The organism is Ruegeria sp. F12 (genome assembly GCF_056533885.1).
This window is the reverse complement of the sequence record NZ_JBQFOV010000014.1, coordinates 33,334-50,256: the sequence shown is the minus strand read 5'-3', so window position 1 is coordinate 50,256 and position 16,923 is coordinate 33,334. Positions and strand designations below refer to the sequence as shown.

Sequence of the window (16,923 nt, the reverse complement as noted above, 5' to 3'; positions counted from 1 at the left end):
TTCTATAACTCACTATTTATGGTTGCGTGATTTATAGAGGTCAATCCTATAGCTCACCTTTTTCAGACCCTTCGATCCAGTCATCACTTGGAGGTGTAATCTGAAAACGGTAAATTTCATCCTGTTTCCCCAAATTTACGTAGCATTGGATGTCCGCGAGAGCATTGCCTTTGGAGACAATTCGCCCTTTTCGATCTTGGCCAGCAACGAAATCAGGTAAGCCCCTGGAGATTGTATGTTCTCAGCACGTTGAAAGATGTATCCGAGAACAATGAAGCGAATAGCTGGGCCAAAAGTTGATTTCATTGCATACCAGGTTTGGCCAAGCCGTAGATACTCGGCGATATCATCCATAAGCCGATCACAGTGGTGCTGATCTTTTGCAAAGCGTAGTTCTGAGCATAGCCGTGGAAAACTGCGCTCCATTTGGTCTGGAGAAACCTGAATCTGAGAAAGCTTTTCTTTCTTAACTTCCGGATTCAAAGAGTCCTCTTTGTGCCCCTCAATTTCACTGTCACTGGCCCTCAAATTTTCTGTATCAGTCTGTGTTATCTCGGAGATTTCCACAGAGATTTCTGCCAACAGCTCGCTGAGTACATTCGCATCTGGTTTGCGACGCAGAGCATTGCGTACGGTGGTCACCAAATCAGAGATCGCGGTGTCATTTGCTACGAGTTCCTTAAGGCGCGCCAGAGCGGCGGAAACTTTGTCACGGAGTACAGTGAACTCGAGAACGCGATCAGCATGCCTCTGGGCTTCCTGAATGAACTCAGCGTGCCGTTCAGACAAAGGCATCAAGGAGAGCCCAGTTGCGGTGACCACCCTGCCCTGGCGATCCCGGCGCGCCCATCGCTTACCGTTTGCGCTCATGACGCGGCGGATAAGTCCAAGGTCCACCAGCGTCGAGATATGACGCTCAACTGTCTGCACGCTGACATGAGTTCGTTTGGCTATCGCCGCGTTGGACGCGAAACAGATGTGATGATCATCCTGGTCCGCAGCAATCTGATCACCGCCCATAAAGGAAACCATCGCTCTCAGGACATTGAGAGTTGTGGATTTTAACCCAAGAGGTTCTCTGGCCTCTTCAACGGCGCGAAGAAGTATCCATTTTTTGGGCGTACTGTTCCCCTGCCCTGCCGTTCCCGACAAGGTCGCTCCAATTGGAGCCAATGCTGTTAGTGTTTTCATGATTATCTATCGGCAGACAAAAATTACCCGTTCGCTCAAGAGCGTTTTTTCTTGTGTGGCGATTCGGGTGCTGCTAGATTCTAGGTGTCTAATCTAAGAATTGCGCTTTGCGCAGCAGCCCTCGAAGCTCCGGTTTCGGGGGTTTTGTTTGTTTGCCTTCCTCCTTTCTGCTCGTCCTCAGTTCTTTTTCTTGGCGTTTACAGCTGTAAACTCAGCGTGTGAGCGCTTAATGATTTCAGCCATGTTTTCGTCCAACCAGCTAGCGAAGCCAGCGTTAGCTCCGGTCCTTTTGACCGAAACAGTTAGTGATCCGTTGGTAGATTTGATTGTAACGCCTTCGATTGGGTTGAGTTCGGCTGCACCTTCTCTTTGTCTTGCACCGCGTTTGGCAGCTGCTTTTAGGAGCATTTCCAGCCGATCATCTGACGACATCGATGGCTCAATGGTTGCAAGAAGATTTGCAGCTTCATCTTCCGCTAGCTTGCCTGCAACGAAGTGCTCTGCAAGCACGGTCCATTTTGGGCGGCCTGATTTTGGGGCTGCGCCGATCATGTCACCAATCTTTGCAGGAACATGTTGCGTAATTTTTGTCAGGTGAGACAGCCCTGATTTCGAAACGTTCAATACTTGCCGCACCGTTGCCGTGTCATGCCCGGAAGTCAGGATCGCCTCGGCGAAACGTGCTTTCTCGTAGAAGGAAAGATTGCGCCTCGCAGCATTCTCAAGCCCTTTGGCGAGAAGCGCTGAAGCATCGTCGATATCCTGAACATTGGCGCGGACTTTAATACCAAGTTCACGACAGGCTTTGAGCCTCCTCCGTCCATAAATTGCCTCGTATCGACCGTCGGATTTCGATCTTCTGACAAGAATGGGAACTTGTTGGCCACCGTCTTGTATACTCGACATCAAGCTTTCAAAACTATCGTCTTCTTCGTCAATGTTTACAGCTGTAAACTCACCGAGCCTATCGGCAGGCCCCCAGTCGTCGATCAGAGCAGGGTCAATTTCCCTGATTGCGGCAAGAGAGCCCTGAAGCGCACCAAGAGCAGGGGCATTGGGTTTTGGAGTTTTATCGATGGCCTTGGGGCCAGAGCGCGCGATGGTGTTTGCGATCCCCGACATCTCCTGAAGCGACTTTCTAGCCATTAGCTGCGTCCCCATGCTTGATGGATCATTTGCTCTACCTCAGAGCCGATCGCATCCATTGAGTTCTTTGCCCGATCATAAGTTGCGCGTGTCATTTCTGACCGCACGACTTCGTAAATTGATTGTTTGAGCATTGTGGCGTCACTGACCGCGGTGCTTTTGAGGGCTGTGGCTGACATAACGCGATCCTGAAACAGTGCCCGCATGAACGAAGCCAGTTGTTGAGACGGTACGTCTGTTGGCTCGTCACGCGTTATCAGGAATTTGAAGTTGTCGTATTCGAGCGTAGCGCCGGCATCTTCAATGACTGCCATGTAAGCACCAGCGAGTTCGAGAAATTGAGCCGTCGAAGACACGTCCAGCATCGAAGGTGTAAGTGGCACAAGCAATGAACTGGCGGCCGCCATCCCAGCAATTGTCAAGAATCCTAGCTGAGGTGGGCTATCAATCAGAACAAGGTCAAAATCTCCTTCCACCTGGGCCAGGGCATTCCGTATTCTTGTAAAGAACGGATGGTCTGGGTTGGAGTGAACGGCAGATTCTGTCTCAAATTCGGAAAGAACAAGCCGTGACGGAGCCACAGAGAGACCGGGGAAGTACGTCGGAAGCACGACGTCCGCCATATCTACCGGATCTTCATATCGAATAGCATCGTAAATCGTCAGCCCGTCAAACTCTATTTCGGGGCTTATGCCGCACATGGATGTAAGAGAGCCTTGAGGATCCAGATCAACAGCCAGCACACGGTAACCGCGAAGCGCAAAATAGTGAGCCAAGTGAATTGTTGTGGTGCTCTTACTGCTGCCGCCTTTGAAGTTCATCAACTGCCAGACTTGGAGCTTTTCTCCTTCAGTCCGGCGAGGGACATAGCGCCCTTTTTTGCGTGAGGTTTTCTCAAGCGTTTCGCGAGCCTCCCAAAGTTCTTGGGCAGTATAGTAACGCCTACCGCTGCGTACGTCATTCGGTTCAGGAATCGTTCCCTCTGCGTGGACTTTGCGCATGAATTGACCTGAGACTCCTAAGAGTTCAGCAGCTTCTGGCGCTGCAAAATTTCGCAGTGATTTGGTGTTGTCGGGGGCAAATGCAGCAAGTAGATGTTCCCGGATAGCCGAGTTTAATCTCTCAGATATTTCCGTGGCGAGTGCCGATGGTCTTTCTGCCGCAAGTGGTGTCACGGGAATCATGTAGTTGCCTCAAATTAAAGAATGTGGTCATTTTTGCGCCACTTGAGATAAACAGCCGTGATTCATAGCACTAAGTCAAGGATTTTCGCCTATATTGTAGGTTTTCCAACGCGGAGGACTACATACGCTTTGCATCAGAGCAGGGTGGTTTACAGTTGTAAACTCGGTTGAGCGGGATCATGGGTTCTTTCAGTCGATGAAGTTCTAACGTAGGCATGCGAAGGCATTCCTGTAAAACTCCTCCCTATGCTCCGCTTTGAGTAGAACGCCTCTAGCATGGAGTTGGAGTGAAGGCCGAACGGCTTTTGGCGCAAATTGCGCAATTGGGAAGGGCAGGGAGCTAGTTGAGCTGATTGGTCAAATTCTCTCACCAACAATTTCGTTATCGAGTTTTCTGCGATACCAACTTCGTAACAATACTTCTGCGCCAGTACGGGAGTACGATGCGGTGAGAATGGCATGGCGATCTGGGTCAGATACACCGAGCTCAGCCCGTGCGCAGAGGAAAACACGCGAACATTCCGGCTAGAGTCAGCCGCTCGCCAATTGCCCAAGAAATGGCATACCGTGAGGGCGGGGTTTCGGGAATTGTGCGCCTGTAAGTTGCGACGGAACACGGAACTGTCCTCGATCCAGTGCAGCTGTGCTTGCGCGGCGCGGCTTTTGACGCAAGTCTCTACCGTCATTGGATTCATATGGGATCACAGACATGATCCGTGTGTTCACGTCCCATTAGCGTCCATAAAACCAGCTTGCTCGAATTAGTGATTTTGGGCTCCTCAATCGTTGAACAGACGGTCTCGTTGGCATATATTGCCAAAAAGGAGGCTTACGCCATGGTAACCCGCAATGTTGTACTTACAGAATCGCAGGATCAACTGGTGCAGAATCTGGTTGCGTCCGGTCGATATCAGAACGCCAGTGAAGCGTTGCGCGCCGGCCTTCGGCTTTTGGAGCGGGAAGAAGCGGGGCTGGAGTCTCTCAAACAAGGCTTGCAGGAGGGTGTAGCGCAGGCTCAGGCCGGAGATTTGGCAGAAGGCAGGGGTTCGGATGCGATCCGTCGTGCCTTTGCAAGGGCACGAGCCAAGGCGTGACCAGACCCTTTCGACTGACACGCCGCGCTGAATCCAGCCTGGTGGAAATTGCCCGATGGACCATCGACAAGTTTGGATCGCATCAAGCCGATCTTTATGAACAAGAACTAATAGCGCGCTGTCAGGCCATCACAGAGGGCAGGGTGGCCAGCCGAAGTTGTTCTATATTGGTCGAAGAGGCGGCGGATCTCAGATATGTGCGCGCAGGAGAGCATTTCCTGGTTTATCTGGATCAGCCGGACGCGGTGATCATTGTTGATATCCTGCATTCCCGTTGCGATCTGCCGCGACATGTTTCCGCGCTGGCCACGTTAACAGATGCGACAGGAAACAAGACATAGGCACAGCAGCCGGAGTTTCCCTCAAGCGGGGATTATTAAATAGTCAGTAACTACTCACCCCAGTAGATCAGTCGCCGGGTTATCCGCGATGTCCACATCGTCGTAGTATTTCTGCGCCTGGGCCATGGAGCGATGCAGGGAGAGGCGCATCGCGGCCTGGATCGGGGCGCCGTCCAGCGCGGCCTGGGTCAGGAAGCCCGAGCGCAGCCCATGGGGGGAAGCGAACCCGTCCGGCAGGCCCGCCAGTTTCGCCCGACGCTTGACGATCTGCGCGATGGCATCCGGGCTGAGGCGGCGGGTTAACACCCGATCGGCTTTTGAAACAGGCCGGAACAAGGGGCCGTCCTGAATCTCACCCACCTCGATCCAATGGGCCAGCGCTTGGGCTGCGCGGCCTTTCAACACCAGCCGCGGCGTTTCACCTTTGGTTGTCGTCTTGGTCTCCAGCAGTGAAATCCAAACCAGGCTTTTCTCGTCGAACTCCTTCAGCGAGACGTCTTCAAACATCAACCCGGTGATCTCCGAGCGCCGTCTACCACCCGAAGCCCAACCCAGCATCAAGATGGCGCGGTCGCGGCAATCCCGCCGGGACCCCCGACAAGTGGACAGCAACTGCTCGAGCACATCGCGGGTAATCGGTTGCTGCGATTTTGGGGCAGGGGGCCGGGCGGCGGCGCGGCGCGCCTTGGCACGGGCCTGCTTCACCTGCGGCGCATCAAAAGGGCTGGTCAGGTTCTTCATTCGATGAAAGGCCAGCCAGGAGGCGATGCGCCGGTCCAGCGTAGAAGGGGCCGGGCAGGCGAGGGACTTGCGTAGCCCTTGCGCGATCAACATCTCGGCACTCTGACGCGCGACATCCTCGGGCGCGGCATCTCCCAGATCGCGGGCGTGATCGAGAATGAAGGCCAGCGCTGTGGCCTCGCTCTCGGGCCAGTCCAACGGCACTCCGAACCGTGCTGCCTTCCAGGCCGTTACATAGAGCAAATCGCGCTCATAGGCCCTGAGCGTGTTGGCGGGTGTGCCGCGGACATAGAGATCGGTCAGGGCGTCCTGGTCAGACTGCGACAGGGCAGGGGAGGGGGCGGGGAGATAGGGCTCAGGGGTGCTCATACGGCCCACTCTGCGCCCATTTTCCCGCAAAATCAATTATACTTGATAAGGGATACTTATCAGATGTGATTGTGATTTATGAGTGCGCCAAAAGTAACGATCAAAACGGTCTATTTTTGCGCGTAAGGCGGGTCGAGGGCTTGCGGAATAATATAATCGAAGGTTCTGTGGCAGGTCTGTGACCCATTTGGCATCGACATTGCGCTGGAACCGTTGGCAAACTAAATGAAATGAACAGATATTTTGCCACTGAATTGCCTTTCTGGAAGTTTGCCAGAAACACGCTGATCGTCAGTTGCCTCGCGTTGTTTCCGCTGTTGGCCATCTTCGTTTTGCGCACGCCGGGCTTTGCGACGCACCTCCTGAACAGTGGTCCCGCGTTTGTTCGGTTTTTGCGCCAGGTGGTGACGAACGGGTTGCCGGTCGTGTTCCTCGTAAATTATCTCAGCTTTTTTCTTTTCGCAGTTGGGGTAAGGGCGCGGGGCAAATGGGCCATCCCGGCCCGGTATCTGCTGATTGACCTGCTGCTTCGGGCCGTCCTGTTCATCGGGCTGCATGCGCTGATCTACGCGCTTTCGGCGGACTGGTTCGGGTCTTTCGGCGGTGATCCCGTAGTGGCGTTGCGGGTAGTCGGTCCGACGCTGGTGCGCTCCGCCTACTTCGAGAACATCTCAGGCGTTTACCTGTACGCCACGCTGGTCGGAGCGCTGCCACTGTACCTATCCGTTGTTCAGAGCCAGATCGCCCACGGTACTGGATTTGCGGCCCAACTGGCACGTCGCGTACCCGGGCGCGGCGGACCTGTGATATTGGCCCTTCTACTGATGGCGGTGTCAGTGGTCGTTCTGACCACCGCGGCGGCGCTGATTGTCCGTTTACAGTCGGTTTGGGGCTGAAGGGTCAGAACGCCCTGCGTATCGCGAAGGAGACTGTGTAATCGCGTTCAAGCTGGGGCCCATCCAGATCTTGATACGCCGGGATCACGCCCTCGATACCCAGACGCGTGCCCGCCAAAACGCCCGATCCCGACACAAGGTAATTCACTCCGATTCCGATGCTCAGAAACTGTCCGCCGCGCAGGGTCGGATCGGCGGTGGGCACCATGCCTGGGTTCAGGCGTGCATCCGACCCGTCAATGTTTTTGACGATGTCGCCGACCACCCGCAACGAAGAGCTGAACTGATCATTCCAGCGCCGTGCACCCCAAACTGTTGCTGAATAGACGTTGCCCAAGGTGTAACCGGCATCATTCTCACCCATCCGGATCATGGCGGCCAGCTGGGCGCCCCACGACCAATCCGCGTTCTGGCCCGTATAGGTGACGCCCGGCAGCAGGTCGTAAGTGCCTGAACCCAGTTGCATGGGGTAGGGCAACAGCTGGTCCGGCCCGGCCGGTGTGGTGTCGGTCTCGTCTATCGAGCCGGTCGGCAGACTGAGGCCAAGAGATAGTTCCAGCACCTGCCCGTTGGATTTGTAGATATCATATCCGCCGATGATCTTCAGATCGCCAAACCCCTGTGCCTTGGTCTTAAAGGTCTGGCCCATGCGGGTCTGGTGCTTCATCGTCTTACGTGTATAGGGCAGCATCGCCATCACTGAGATTTCGTCGGTCACACCGTACATCAGGCCGACCATCGCCATGTTCATGCTCATGCTGAGCGGCGCGATCGGATACTGCGACAGCACGTCCGAGGTAGACAGCGACTGCGTTCCGGTACGATTTCCGTTCATCTCCATGTTCATGTAAGAGAACACCGGCATCAAAACACCCTCAGGCGGATGCATACCGCCAACGACACCCGTTGGCGGTACCGCGTCGGGGCGCATCATCGTGGACATGCTTCCCATACCTGACATGTTGCTGGAGGCTTGCGAGTTCATCGCCACGTTGTCAGCCGGACGGTTTTCAGGTTGGGCCATGGCAGGTGACCCGAGGCTCAGCCCCCCAGCCAGCATTACGGCCTGGAGGCGTTGCCAGACGCACAAAATCTTGCTGTTGTTCCGTGTCATTTTGCCCTCGTGTTCGTTTGTTTCCTGAATCCGTGTCCTGAAAACAAAATGTTCGGTACGCCCATTGGTGAAGCCGGAATGGTGGGGGTCTCCAGCGCTGGAAGGTCAAGGCCACCGGCCAGACTTGCGCTCGTCAAGAATGCATCAGCCGGAGGGGGGTGCGGCAATAATGCGCTTGACCCTCCAGCGCTGGATTGTCGGACAAGGCCGCAAAACCGGAAATCCGGAGGGATTGGAATGATACCGGAAATCGGGCAGTTCGCCCTGGCGCTTGCCCTGGCCGTGTCCTTGGTGCAAAGCGTATTACCCTTGATTGGAGCAGCCCGGAACAATGTCATGTGGATGCGATCGGCATCTGCGACCTCGGTCCTGCTGACAGCGCTGGTTGCTATCGCCTTCGCCGCTCTAATGTGGTCCTTCGTGGTCAGCGATTTCACTGTGCTAAATGTGGCCAGCAATTCTCATTCGCTGAAACCGATGCTTTTCAAGGTGGCTGCGACCTGGGGTAGCCACGAAGGGTCGCTGCTGTTGTGGATTCTGATATTGGTGATTTTCGGGCTGGGTGTGTCTCTGTTGGCTCGGAACATCCCGCTGAAACTCAAGGCGCGCACTCTGGCAGTGCAGGCCTGGATCAGTGCGGGGTTCCTGTCATTCATGCTGTTCACCTCGAACCCGTTCGACCGGGTGTTTCCGGCACCGCTGGATGGTCAGGATTTAAATCCGCTGTTGCAGGATGTCGGCCTGGCTATGCACCCGCCGTTCCTATACCTGGGTTATGTCGGCTTCTCGATCGTATTTTCTTTCGCCGTGGCTGCCCTGATTGAGGGGCGGGTCGATCCGGCATGGGCGCGGTGGGTCCGACCCTGGACATTGGCGGCCTGGGTGTTTCTTACACTTGGTATCGTTCTGGGCAGCTGGTGGGCCTATTACGAACTGGGTTGGGGCGGCTGGTGGTTCTGGGATCCGGTCGAGAATGTCTCGTTTATGCCCTGGCTTGCTGGCACAGCGCTGTTCCATTCGGCCATTGTGACCGAAAAGCGCGGCAGCTTCAAAAGTTGGACGATCCTACTGGCCGTTTTGACCTTCTCGTTGTCCTTGTTGGGGACATTCATTGTCCGCTCAGGCTTGCTTACATCGGTCCATGCGTTTTCGGTCGATCCCGAACGCGGCATTTACATCTTGGCGCTGTTGGCTGTCGCGATCGGTGGTTCATTGACGCTGTTTGCCATACGCGCACCGGAGATGGAGGGCGGCGGTCTTTTTGCCCCGATCAGCCGCGAGGCCGGTTTGCTTATTAACAACCTGCTGCTGGCCACCGCAACGGCGACGGTTCTATTCGGTACGCTTTATCCGCTTTTGCTTGAGGCTGTGACAGGTGAAAAGATTTCGGTTGGACCACCTTATTACAACGCCAGTTTCGTGCCGATCATGCTGGTTCTGGTCGTTGTAATGGGGATTGGGCCGCTGTTGTCATGGAAGCGGGCGGATTTGCGCGGTGTTCTGGGCCGGCTCAAATGGGTGGCCGGGGTTAGCCTGCTCGTAGCGTTGCTTGTGTGGTATCTGGATACCGGCGGCCCAGCCTTGGCGGTAGTGTCGATCGGCCTTGCGGTTTGGTTGCTGGGCGCTGTGCTGACAGAGTGGGCCAGCCGAATTAAATTGGGTGAGGCGCCGTTGGCCGAGTCCCTGCGTCGGGCCCGCAACCTACCGCGTTCTCATTACGGCATGGTCGTGGCCCATGCGGGGTTGGCTGTCTGTATGATCGGCTTTATCGGGTCCAGCGCTTGGAAATCCGAGGTCGTGACTTTTGCCGAGCCCGGAACACAGATTGAGATAGCAGGGTTCGACGTGCGTTTTGACGGTGTGGAACAGCTTCGCGGTCCGAACTATCTGTCTCGCACGGCCACACTGACGGTATTTCGCGATGGCGCTTATGTCACCACGCTTCAACCCGAGCGCAGGGCCTATCTCGTGGCGGGTACCAGTACGACCGAGTCGGCAATTCGAACGACGTTGGCAGGGGACCTTTACGCCTCGATATCGGAACCGGCGGCGGAATCAGAACAGAGCAAATGGACCCTGCGTATCTTGTATGAGCCATTGGTGGTCTGGATCTGGATAGGTTCAGGATTGTTGGCATTGGGTGGGGTCTTGTCACTCACCGATCGGCGTCTACGCGTCGGTGCACCACGAAAACGGACTGGGCAGGGCTCCATTCCGGTGGCGGCGGAGTAGGGCAATGAAACGTCTATTTGCACTGTTCCCAATTACGATTGCCGGCATCCTGGGTGCCTTCCTGCTATGGGGACTGAATCCCGATCGCGATCCAAACGAAATCCCGTCTGTTTTGATCTCGCAGCCGGTGCCTGAGTTCGACTTGCCGCCGGTCGATGGGCTGGATACCCACGGGCTGTCCAGTACCGATCTGGTGGAAAATGACGGGTCAGTTCCGATCGTGGTCAACGTGTTTGCGTCCTGGTGCGTGCCCTGCCGGGCCGAACATGCGGTGCTGACGCGTATGGTGCGCGATGAGGGCATTCGCCTGATGGGCATTAACTACAAAGACAAGCCGCAGGGCGCGCGGAAATGGCTCGACGATCTGGGCAACCCTTATGAGCGCATCGGTTCCGACCTGGACGGCCGAGCCGGGATCGAATGGGGGATTTCCGGCGTACCGGAGACCTTTGTGATTGATGGCGCGGGCAAGGTCGTATTCCGTTTTGTCGGCCCGGTGCTGGGCGACGAGGCAATTTCAAAGATGCGCACCGCGCTGGATCAGGCGCGGGCGGTCGGAGGAGAGGCGTCATGATACGTCGAATTGTAATTACCGCAGTCACTCTGGCGACGCTGGTGTCGCAGCCGGCATTCGCGGTTGAGCCCGACGAGATACTTGTAGATCCGGTTTTGGAAGAGCGGGCCCGGGCGATTTCAAAACAGGTGCGCTGCGTGGTGTGCCAGAACCAAGACATCGACAGTTCCAACGCCGGGGTGGCGCGCGACCTTCGTCTGCTTGTGCGCGAACGGCTGGTGGCAGGTGACTCGGACCAGCAGGTTATGGATTTTCTGGTTGCGCGTTATGGCGACTATGTTCTGTTCAACCCGCCATGGAAGCCATCAACTTACATTCTGTGGGTTGCGCCTATCGTCATCCTGGGGCTGGGTGGTATCGCGACTGCAGCGGTATTGACCCAAAATGCGCGCCGATATCGGAAGTCGCGAAAACAAGAGACGGAACGCGGCGCGAGCGAAGAACGGAATCCCGAAAACCATTCACTCACGGAGCCGCGCGCATGATCTGGATTATCTTTTCATTCATGGCCGCGGCGGTGTTTCTGACGCTCGCCCTCTCCGGTATGGGGCGCAAGACCTCGGACTTGTCGAGACGCGAAAGCGCCTCTGCCATCTTTTCCGACCAGATCGGCGAAGTTGAGAAGGACCTTGAACGAGGAATTATCTCGGCCGAAGAAGCCAAGGCCGCCAGAGCCGAGATAGAACGTCGCCTGAAGGCGATTGACCGGCAATCGGACGACAAAGCGATGATGGGCCATTCCGGGCGTGCACTGATTCTACTTGCCGCGCTGGCAGTTCCAGCACTCGGAGCCGGTCTTTATTGGCAACTGGGTAATCCCGACATCCCCAGCCAGCCATTTGCCCAACGCGAGGGGGAGCAGGCGGAAGCCCGTGAAATCGCCGACCTTGCCGTGCGCCTGAAGTCGCGGCTCGAGGCGGATGAAACCGGCGGACCAACCGAGGGATGGGTGTTGTTGGCTCAGACCTATATGCGTATGGGACGCTTTGGAGATGCCGCAGACGCGTTCGAGGGGTTGCTGGACCGACCCAATGCGAATTCAGCGCTGGTGTCGCAATATGGCGAGGCGTTGGTCTATGCCGATGACGGTGTCGTTACGCCCAAGGCCGATCGGGCGTTTGAACGAGCCTTGGAACTGGACCCATCGAACCCAGCAGCGACATTCTACAAAGCCGTTGGTCTGGAGCAGGCTGGATCGCCTGATGAGGCCTATGATCTACTGAAGACACGGATCGACGCCGAAGAGGAGTTCCGGCCATGGATGGAGAGTTTTGTGGCCCAGCTTAACCGCATCGCCCCGTCGATCGGACGGGCGCCGGTGGATCTGGCGGCTTTTGCCCCTTCCATGCCCGGCCCAACTGCCGATCAAGTGGCGACGGCCGAGGAGATGTCCGACGAAGATCGGCAGGCCTTCATCCGCTCGATGGTCGAACGGCTGGCGAGCCGGATGCAGGAAAACCCAGGCGATCTGGACGGCTGGATGCGGCTGGGCAACGCCTATTCGGTGCTGGGCGAGACCGACGGCGCCCGGAACGCCTATGGCAGGGCAAGGGATCTGGCGGATGACCTGCCGCAGGAGGATCCGCGCAAGGTGGCAATCGACCGGGCATTGCTGGAACTGGGGGGTTGAATCCCGCAGCCTGGCGTGGGTCGGGCCGGCGCCGACTTTGCGCTTCGATGCCCAGTGAGCATCTGGAAAATGCCGGTTTAGGCTTTCGCATGCCGATCTTTAGGAGGTTGAGACCATGAAAGTTGAAACGTTTTCTGATCTAATTGTCTGGACGCGGGAAATGCATCATTGGCTCGCTGAATGTTTGGCCCACTGTTCGACACAGTCCGAGCAGGAACTGGTCAGGATGTTGCTTACCTACCTCGCCGACCATGAGGCTGCTTTGGAGAAAATCATCGATGGCTTCGTGAAACGAGCCGATCCCAAAGCGCTCAACACGTGGGTATATGACTATTTGGGCCATGAGCCGATCGACCCACATCGCACCTGCGACAGACCGTTCGCACAGATGAGCGTCGATGAGATCTGCGAAGCGGTCTTCGATCTTCACAATCAGGTGATCGATTTATATCGGTATTTGCAAGGGCGTGCCGAGATACCCGAGGCACGCGAACTCCTTCAAGCACTACTGGATATGGAAGAGCACGAGACCATGCGTTTGGCGCAGCAGAGCAATCGCATCCGGGATATGTGAACTCCGGGGTCAGGATCCGCTTTCCACAGCTCCGCCCGCAATCGGCGCGGCCTGTTCCATCGCGCCGAGAATGGCGTTCGTGGTCAAGATCTCTGGCAGGGCGATGCCTTCGGGGGCCGACGGGCCGTAGACGATGTTGAAGGGGATCCCGAACCGGCCATTGTCCTCAAGGAACCGGGCGATCACATCGTCGGGGCGGGTCCAGTCGGCCTGCATCGGAATTGCTTTGTCCGATTGCAGTGTTGCCAGAACCTCGCCGCGTTCCAGAACCAGCGCTTTGTTGGCCTTGCAGGTCAAACACCAATCGGCTGTGACATCGACGAAAACCACCTCGCCGCGCGAAACAAGGCGGGCGATTTCGGAGCGGCTGAAGGTAATCCATGGGATCTCTCCGGCTGGCTCAAGCAGCTTGGACCGGTCTTTGCCGGCAATCACAACCGGTGCAGCAAACGCTGCGGTCAGCGTCAGCAACAGGGCTGTCCAGCGCAGAACGGGTGGCATCATCGTACTTTTCCAGATCAACAGGACCAGCACAGTTGCAGCCAGCACGGTAGCAGTTGCAGCAGTGTCTCCGGCCACCCCGACCATCACCCAGACCAACCAGCCGATCGTGGTCAGCAGTGCCGCCGACAGGGCCCATTTTAATCCCACCATCCAACGCCCCGGTTTAGGCAGAGCGGCGGTGAGTTTCGGGTGTACTGCAACCAGCAAGTAAGGAATGGCCAGCCCAACCCCCATTGCGGTGAAGATCGCCACGATATCCACCGGTCGGCCGGTCAAGGCAAAGGCCACCGCCGTGCCGAGGAAGGGGGCCGAGCAGGGCGTCGCCAGAACTGCTGAAAAAGTTCCGGTCAGGAAATCCCCGACCAGCGACACGCGGCCCTTTTCGACATGGGCCAGCCGGGTGTTCAGCGACTGCGGCAGCGTGATCTCGAACAGGCCCGCGAGGCTGGCTGCAAAAACCGCCAGCACCACGATCATCACCGCAAGGAAAAGCGGATTCTGGAACTGGATGCCCCAGCCGACGGAATAGCCCAGCGACCGCGCCGCAATGGTGATAGCCGCCAACAGCCACATGAATGTCAGGATTCCGGCTGCCGAAGCCAGGAACCCGGCGCGAATCTGAGCCGCAGAGCGGTCGCGAGCCTTTACCGCCGAGGAAAGCTTGATCGAAAGCACTGGCAGTACGCAGGGCATGACATTCAGAATCAACCCGCCGCCCACCGCCAGCAAAATGATCCAGACCAGCGCGCTGGCTGAAGTTTCGGCGGCCGCGATCTCATATGGTGGCGGGGTAGGGGGAGCGTCGGTACGGGGCGAAAACTCGGCCACGCGGTTGGTGTCGGTAACCGTGACGGACAAGGAGGGGGGGGCCTGTGCCAGAGCGAGGACCGGGAATTGCACCCATAGCTGACGCCTGTCGCCAGCGAGCCGGATGTCGGGTGCACCAAACGCGGTATCACGTCCCATGTCGGGAAAGACATCAGGCGCATCAAAGGGCAGGTCGCTGGTGAAATTCAGCGTCAGCATCTCGGACTCGGTATCCAGAGTCGCAGCGTCGGACTTCATTCCGCTTGTGTTTCCCGTGGTTGGCACCCGCGACAGAAAGGCATTTATAAGCCGGGCCGAGTCCTGATCCCGACCCGTTCCCTGAGTCAGCGACAAGTCCAGCGAAAACTCGACCGGCACACAGATATCGGAACAGATCAGCGTTGTCACAGCGGCCTTCAAGTCAACTGGCGCTCCGGGGTTCTCGAGTGTGACGGTCAGCGGAAAGACCACTTCGTCCTTGTACCCGAAATTCTCGATCCCGAAGGCGCGAAAACGGATCGGCGCGGGCCAGTGAAACTGTACGTCGCTGACGTTTTGCGAGCCGTTCCAAGTGATCTTGGGCGGAATTCCCACCTCACCAGGCGATTTCCAGTAGGTTTTCCAATCTTCGCCCAGTTTCAGATGCAGTCCTGCAGTGATCGTCTTGACGTCAGGCGCGATCCCGTCCTGCGCGGTAATTATGTGTGCGATCAGGGGCTCTGATTCATACGCTTGGGATGTAGCTGCAAGGCTTGTCCCGGCGGAAGTCTGGCCAAAGATTAACCCCAAGATCATAATACATAAATTTAGGAGTGTTCTTGCCATTGCGCGTTGCCATCGGTTGTTTTGCACCCGTCTCTGCCAGATTCCAGCGCTGGAGGGTCAACGAGCCGGAATGTCACATCCCCACGATCAGCTCACGAAACCTTCGCGCCCGTCTTCGCAGATGAAATAGGCCCCGCCATCCGCGCCCTCCCATTGAACCCGGCAACCTTGGGGCAGGGCGTATTCAGGCTGCGGCGGTTGCAGCGGGCATAGTTTAGGGCGTGGTGCGCAAGCCGCCAGCGAAAGAGCGGCCAGCGACATGGCGGCCAACCTTGAGCACCAAAGCTTCATGATTGAAGATTATTGCCGGTGTACTGGGTTCGGTCCGACCGCGGCGTCTGTTGCCTTTGGTCTTTCCGATTCAGATTTGTTCGAATGACAGGATTTTCCCATCGCCTTGTGCATAAAGAAATGGGCTCCGAGGCACAGGATCAACGGTGCGAAAAGACCCAAGGATTCAGAAAGCCCGCCAACCGTCCCGCCGGCGATGAAGTAGAGAACGATCGGCGTTATCATGGCAATGCAACATACCATCATGCCCCATTTCAGGATCTTGCCGCCGCTAACCGGTGTTGACGCCTGCGGCGCGTCTGCAATCTGATTTTCTTTCACATTCAACTCCAAAATTCGGATTGGAGACCTCTGCTAACGCCTTCCCACGATGGAAGGTCAAGCTGTTTTGGCGCGAAGCGAATTTGACGCTGTCAAACCAGTCCAGCATTTGCTTGGGCCTTACTTGGTGCATAGACACGGCCGGAACAGGGAAGATTTTAGGGGTATGAACAGCAGGCATTGTCGTCCCGACGCTTGGTGAAGTTTCAGGTTAAACACGAAGCTGCCTAGGTTACTTTATGCCTTGAAAACTCGCGGGTGGGTCGAAGCGGTATCGAACGAATAATTGAATGGACAAATCTTCCCCCGTCGCGGATTGTCTAATCCCCTGGGTACTAACTCCAGACACCAACCAGGCAACAGGAGCGCTATAAATGCTGACCAGACGACATTTTGTTGCAAGTTCGCTCGCCATTTTCTCTCAGCCGGTTTTTGGAGTGACGTCGGCGGCGGCCTCGCAATGGTCGGAGTGGGATGCGCAAGTAACGCCAGCCAATTTTGATCCCGCAACATCCAATCCCTGGGGGTTACACCCACGTTTCCTGCCTCAGCGTGTGCAAACCAATCGACCACTTATTCCGGGTGACATTCATGTCGACGCGGTGGCACGATATCTGTATTTCATCGAAGACGGTGGCACAGCAATGCGTTACGGCGTAGCCATTGCCCGAGGCAATCTTTACGAGCCCGGTGTCTACACAATCAAGCGAAAGGCCAAATGGCCGCGTTGGACTCCTACAGCCGAAATGATTGAACGCGACCCTGATGAATATGCGCAATTCGCAGATGGTGTGCCCGGTGGGCCGACAAACCCATTGGGATCAAGGGCGTTTTATCTGTTCGAAGGTGGTCGCGACACATACCTGCGAATTCACGGAACGCCTTATCCAAGATCTATCGGAGGTCGCGCAAGTTCTGGCTGCGTAAGGATGGCGATGCCACATATCATCGGGCTTTATGATCGTGTCAGGCCAGGGTCCACGGCTCATCTCTACCCTCCCGAGCGCCTTCTGACCGCGACCAGCTGATAGGCGCTTGTCAGGCGCGCGTACAGATTGGGCGCCCTTCAATAGTCCTGAGTGGCAGGTA

At 56.5% G+C, this 16,923-nt stretch carries 17 protein-coding genes; 9 read left to right on the top strand and 8 right to left on the bottom strand.

From position 1 onward, the window contains the following. Positions 1-135: 135 nt before the first annotated feature. From ACR0CA_RS16950 to repA, 3 genes are all read right to left on the bottom strand, one after another. Positions 136-1,191 (bottom strand): helix-turn-helix domain-containing protein, encoded by a 1,056-nt coding sequence (locus tag ACR0CA_RS16950; RefSeq protein ID WP_170417847.1) that lies wholly within the window; start codon positions 1,189-1,191, stop codon positions 136-138. 177 nt (positions 1,192-1,368) lie between these two features. Next, a complete protein-coding gene (repB, locus tag ACR0CA_RS16945) occupies positions 1,369-2,337 on the bottom strand; it encodes a plasmid partitioning protein RepB (RefSeq protein ID WP_170417850.1) in 969 nt (322 codons plus the stop codon). After that, complete coding sequence (repA, locus tag ACR0CA_RS16940) at positions 2,337-3,521, bottom strand: plasmid partitioning protein RepA (RefSeq protein ID WP_170417853.1); 1,185 nt, start codon at positions 3,519-3,521, stop codon at positions 2,337-2,339. The genes repB and repA overlap by 1 nt, the downstream gene beginning before the upstream one ends. An 836-nt stretch (positions 3,522-4,357) precedes the next feature. Between repA and ACR0CA_RS16935 the strand changes: the two genes are divergently transcribed. Beyond that, complete coding sequence (locus tag ACR0CA_RS16935; RefSeq protein ID WP_170417856.1) at positions 4,358-4,615, top strand: type II toxin-antitoxin system ParD family antitoxin; 258 nt, start codon at positions 4,358-4,360, stop codon at positions 4,613-4,615. Next, entirely contained in the window at positions 4,612-4,956 is a 345-nt protein-coding gene (locus ACR0CA_RS16930) for a type II toxin-antitoxin system RelE/ParE family toxin (RefSeq protein WP_170417859.1), read from the top strand. The genes ACR0CA_RS16935 and ACR0CA_RS16930 overlap by 4 nt, the downstream gene beginning before the upstream one ends. 54 nt (positions 4,957-5,010) lie before the next feature. On the opposite strand, the gene ACR0CA_RS16925 is transcribed toward ACR0CA_RS16930, so the two are convergent. Beyond that, positions 5,011-6,066, bottom strand: a complete 1,056-nt coding sequence (locus ACR0CA_RS16925) for a tyrosine-type recombinase/integrase (RefSeq protein ID WP_170417862.1) — start codon at positions 6,064-6,066, stop codon at positions 5,011-5,013. Between the two features lie 230 nt (positions 6,067-6,296). Between ACR0CA_RS16925 and ACR0CA_RS16920 the strand changes: the two genes are divergently transcribed. Further along, positions 6,297-6,962 carry a hypothetical protein gene (locus ACR0CA_RS16920; protein ID WP_152460792.1) on the top strand — a complete coding sequence of 222 codons (666 nt, stop codon included), beginning with the start codon at positions 6,297-6,299 and terminating at the stop codon, positions 6,960-6,962. Positions 6,963-6,966: 4 nt separating this feature from the next. On the opposite strand, the gene ACR0CA_RS16915 is transcribed toward ACR0CA_RS16920, so the two are convergent. After that, on the bottom strand, positions 6,967-8,076 hold the full coding sequence (locus ACR0CA_RS16915) for a transporter (protein WP_152460791.1): 1,110 nt from the start codon (positions 8,074-8,076) through the stop codon (positions 6,967-6,969). A gap of 237 nt (positions 8,077-8,313) precedes the next feature. Here ACR0CA_RS16915 and ACR0CA_RS16910 point away from each other — a divergent pair, with 237 nt between their 5' ends. From ACR0CA_RS16910 to ACR0CA_RS16890, 5 genes are all read left to right on the top strand, one after another. Next, the gene (locus ACR0CA_RS16910) at positions 8,314-10,308 is read left to right on the top strand and encodes a heme lyase CcmF/NrfE family subunit (RefSeq protein ID WP_152460790.1); all 1,995 of its coding nucleotides are present in this window, start codon (positions 8,314-8,316) and stop codon (positions 10,306-10,308) included. Between the two features lie 4 nt (positions 10,309-10,312). Further along, a complete protein-coding gene (locus ACR0CA_RS16905) occupies positions 10,313-10,882 on the top strand; it encodes a DsbE family thiol:disulfide interchange protein (RefSeq protein ID WP_152460789.1) in 570 nt (189 codons plus the stop codon). Continuing rightward, positions 10,879-11,367, top strand: coding sequence for a cytochrome c-type biogenesis protein (locus tag ACR0CA_RS16900; RefSeq protein WP_170602091.1), 489 nt, complete (start codon positions 10,879-10,881; stop codon positions 11,365-11,367). Before ACR0CA_RS16905 ends, ACR0CA_RS16900 begins: the two co-directional genes overlap by 4 nt. Beyond that, positions 11,364-12,512, top strand: a complete 1,149-nt coding sequence (gene ccmI, locus ACR0CA_RS16895; protein WP_152460787.1) for a c-type cytochrome biogenesis protein CcmI — start codon at positions 11,364-11,366, stop codon at positions 12,510-12,512. Before ACR0CA_RS16900 ends, ccmI begins: the two co-directional genes overlap by 4 nt. A 115-nt stretch (positions 12,513-12,627) precedes the next feature. Then, on the top strand, positions 12,628-13,086 hold the full coding sequence (locus tag ACR0CA_RS16890) for an ATPase (RefSeq protein WP_152460786.1): 459 nt from the start codon (positions 12,628-12,630) through the stop codon (positions 13,084-13,086). 9 nt (positions 13,087-13,095) lie between these two features. Here the strand turns inward: ACR0CA_RS16890 and ACR0CA_RS16885 are convergent, their stop codons facing one another. From ACR0CA_RS16885 to ACR0CA_RS16875, 3 genes are all read right to left on the bottom strand, one after another. Next, entirely contained in the window at positions 13,096-15,192 is a 2,097-nt protein-coding gene (locus tag ACR0CA_RS16885; RefSeq protein WP_152460785.1) for a protein-disulfide reductase DsbD family protein, read from the bottom strand. 117 nt (positions 15,193-15,309) lie between these two features. Next, positions 15,310-15,513 (bottom strand): hypothetical protein, encoded by a 204-nt coding sequence (locus ACR0CA_RS16880; protein ID WP_170602093.1) that lies wholly within the window; start codon positions 15,511-15,513, stop codon positions 15,310-15,312. 9 nt (positions 15,514-15,522) lie between these two features. Then, entirely contained in the window at positions 15,523-15,834 is a 312-nt protein-coding gene (locus ACR0CA_RS16875) for a DUF2933 domain-containing protein (RefSeq protein ID WP_170602095.1), read from the bottom strand. A gap of 374 nt (positions 15,835-16,208) precedes the next feature. Between ACR0CA_RS16875 and ACR0CA_RS16870 the strand changes: the two genes are divergently transcribed. Continuing rightward, a complete protein-coding gene (locus ACR0CA_RS16870) occupies positions 16,209-16,862 on the top strand; it encodes a L,D-transpeptidase (protein WP_152460783.1) in 654 nt (217 codons plus the stop codon). The last annotated feature ends 61 nt before the right edge of the window (positions 16,863-16,923 follow it).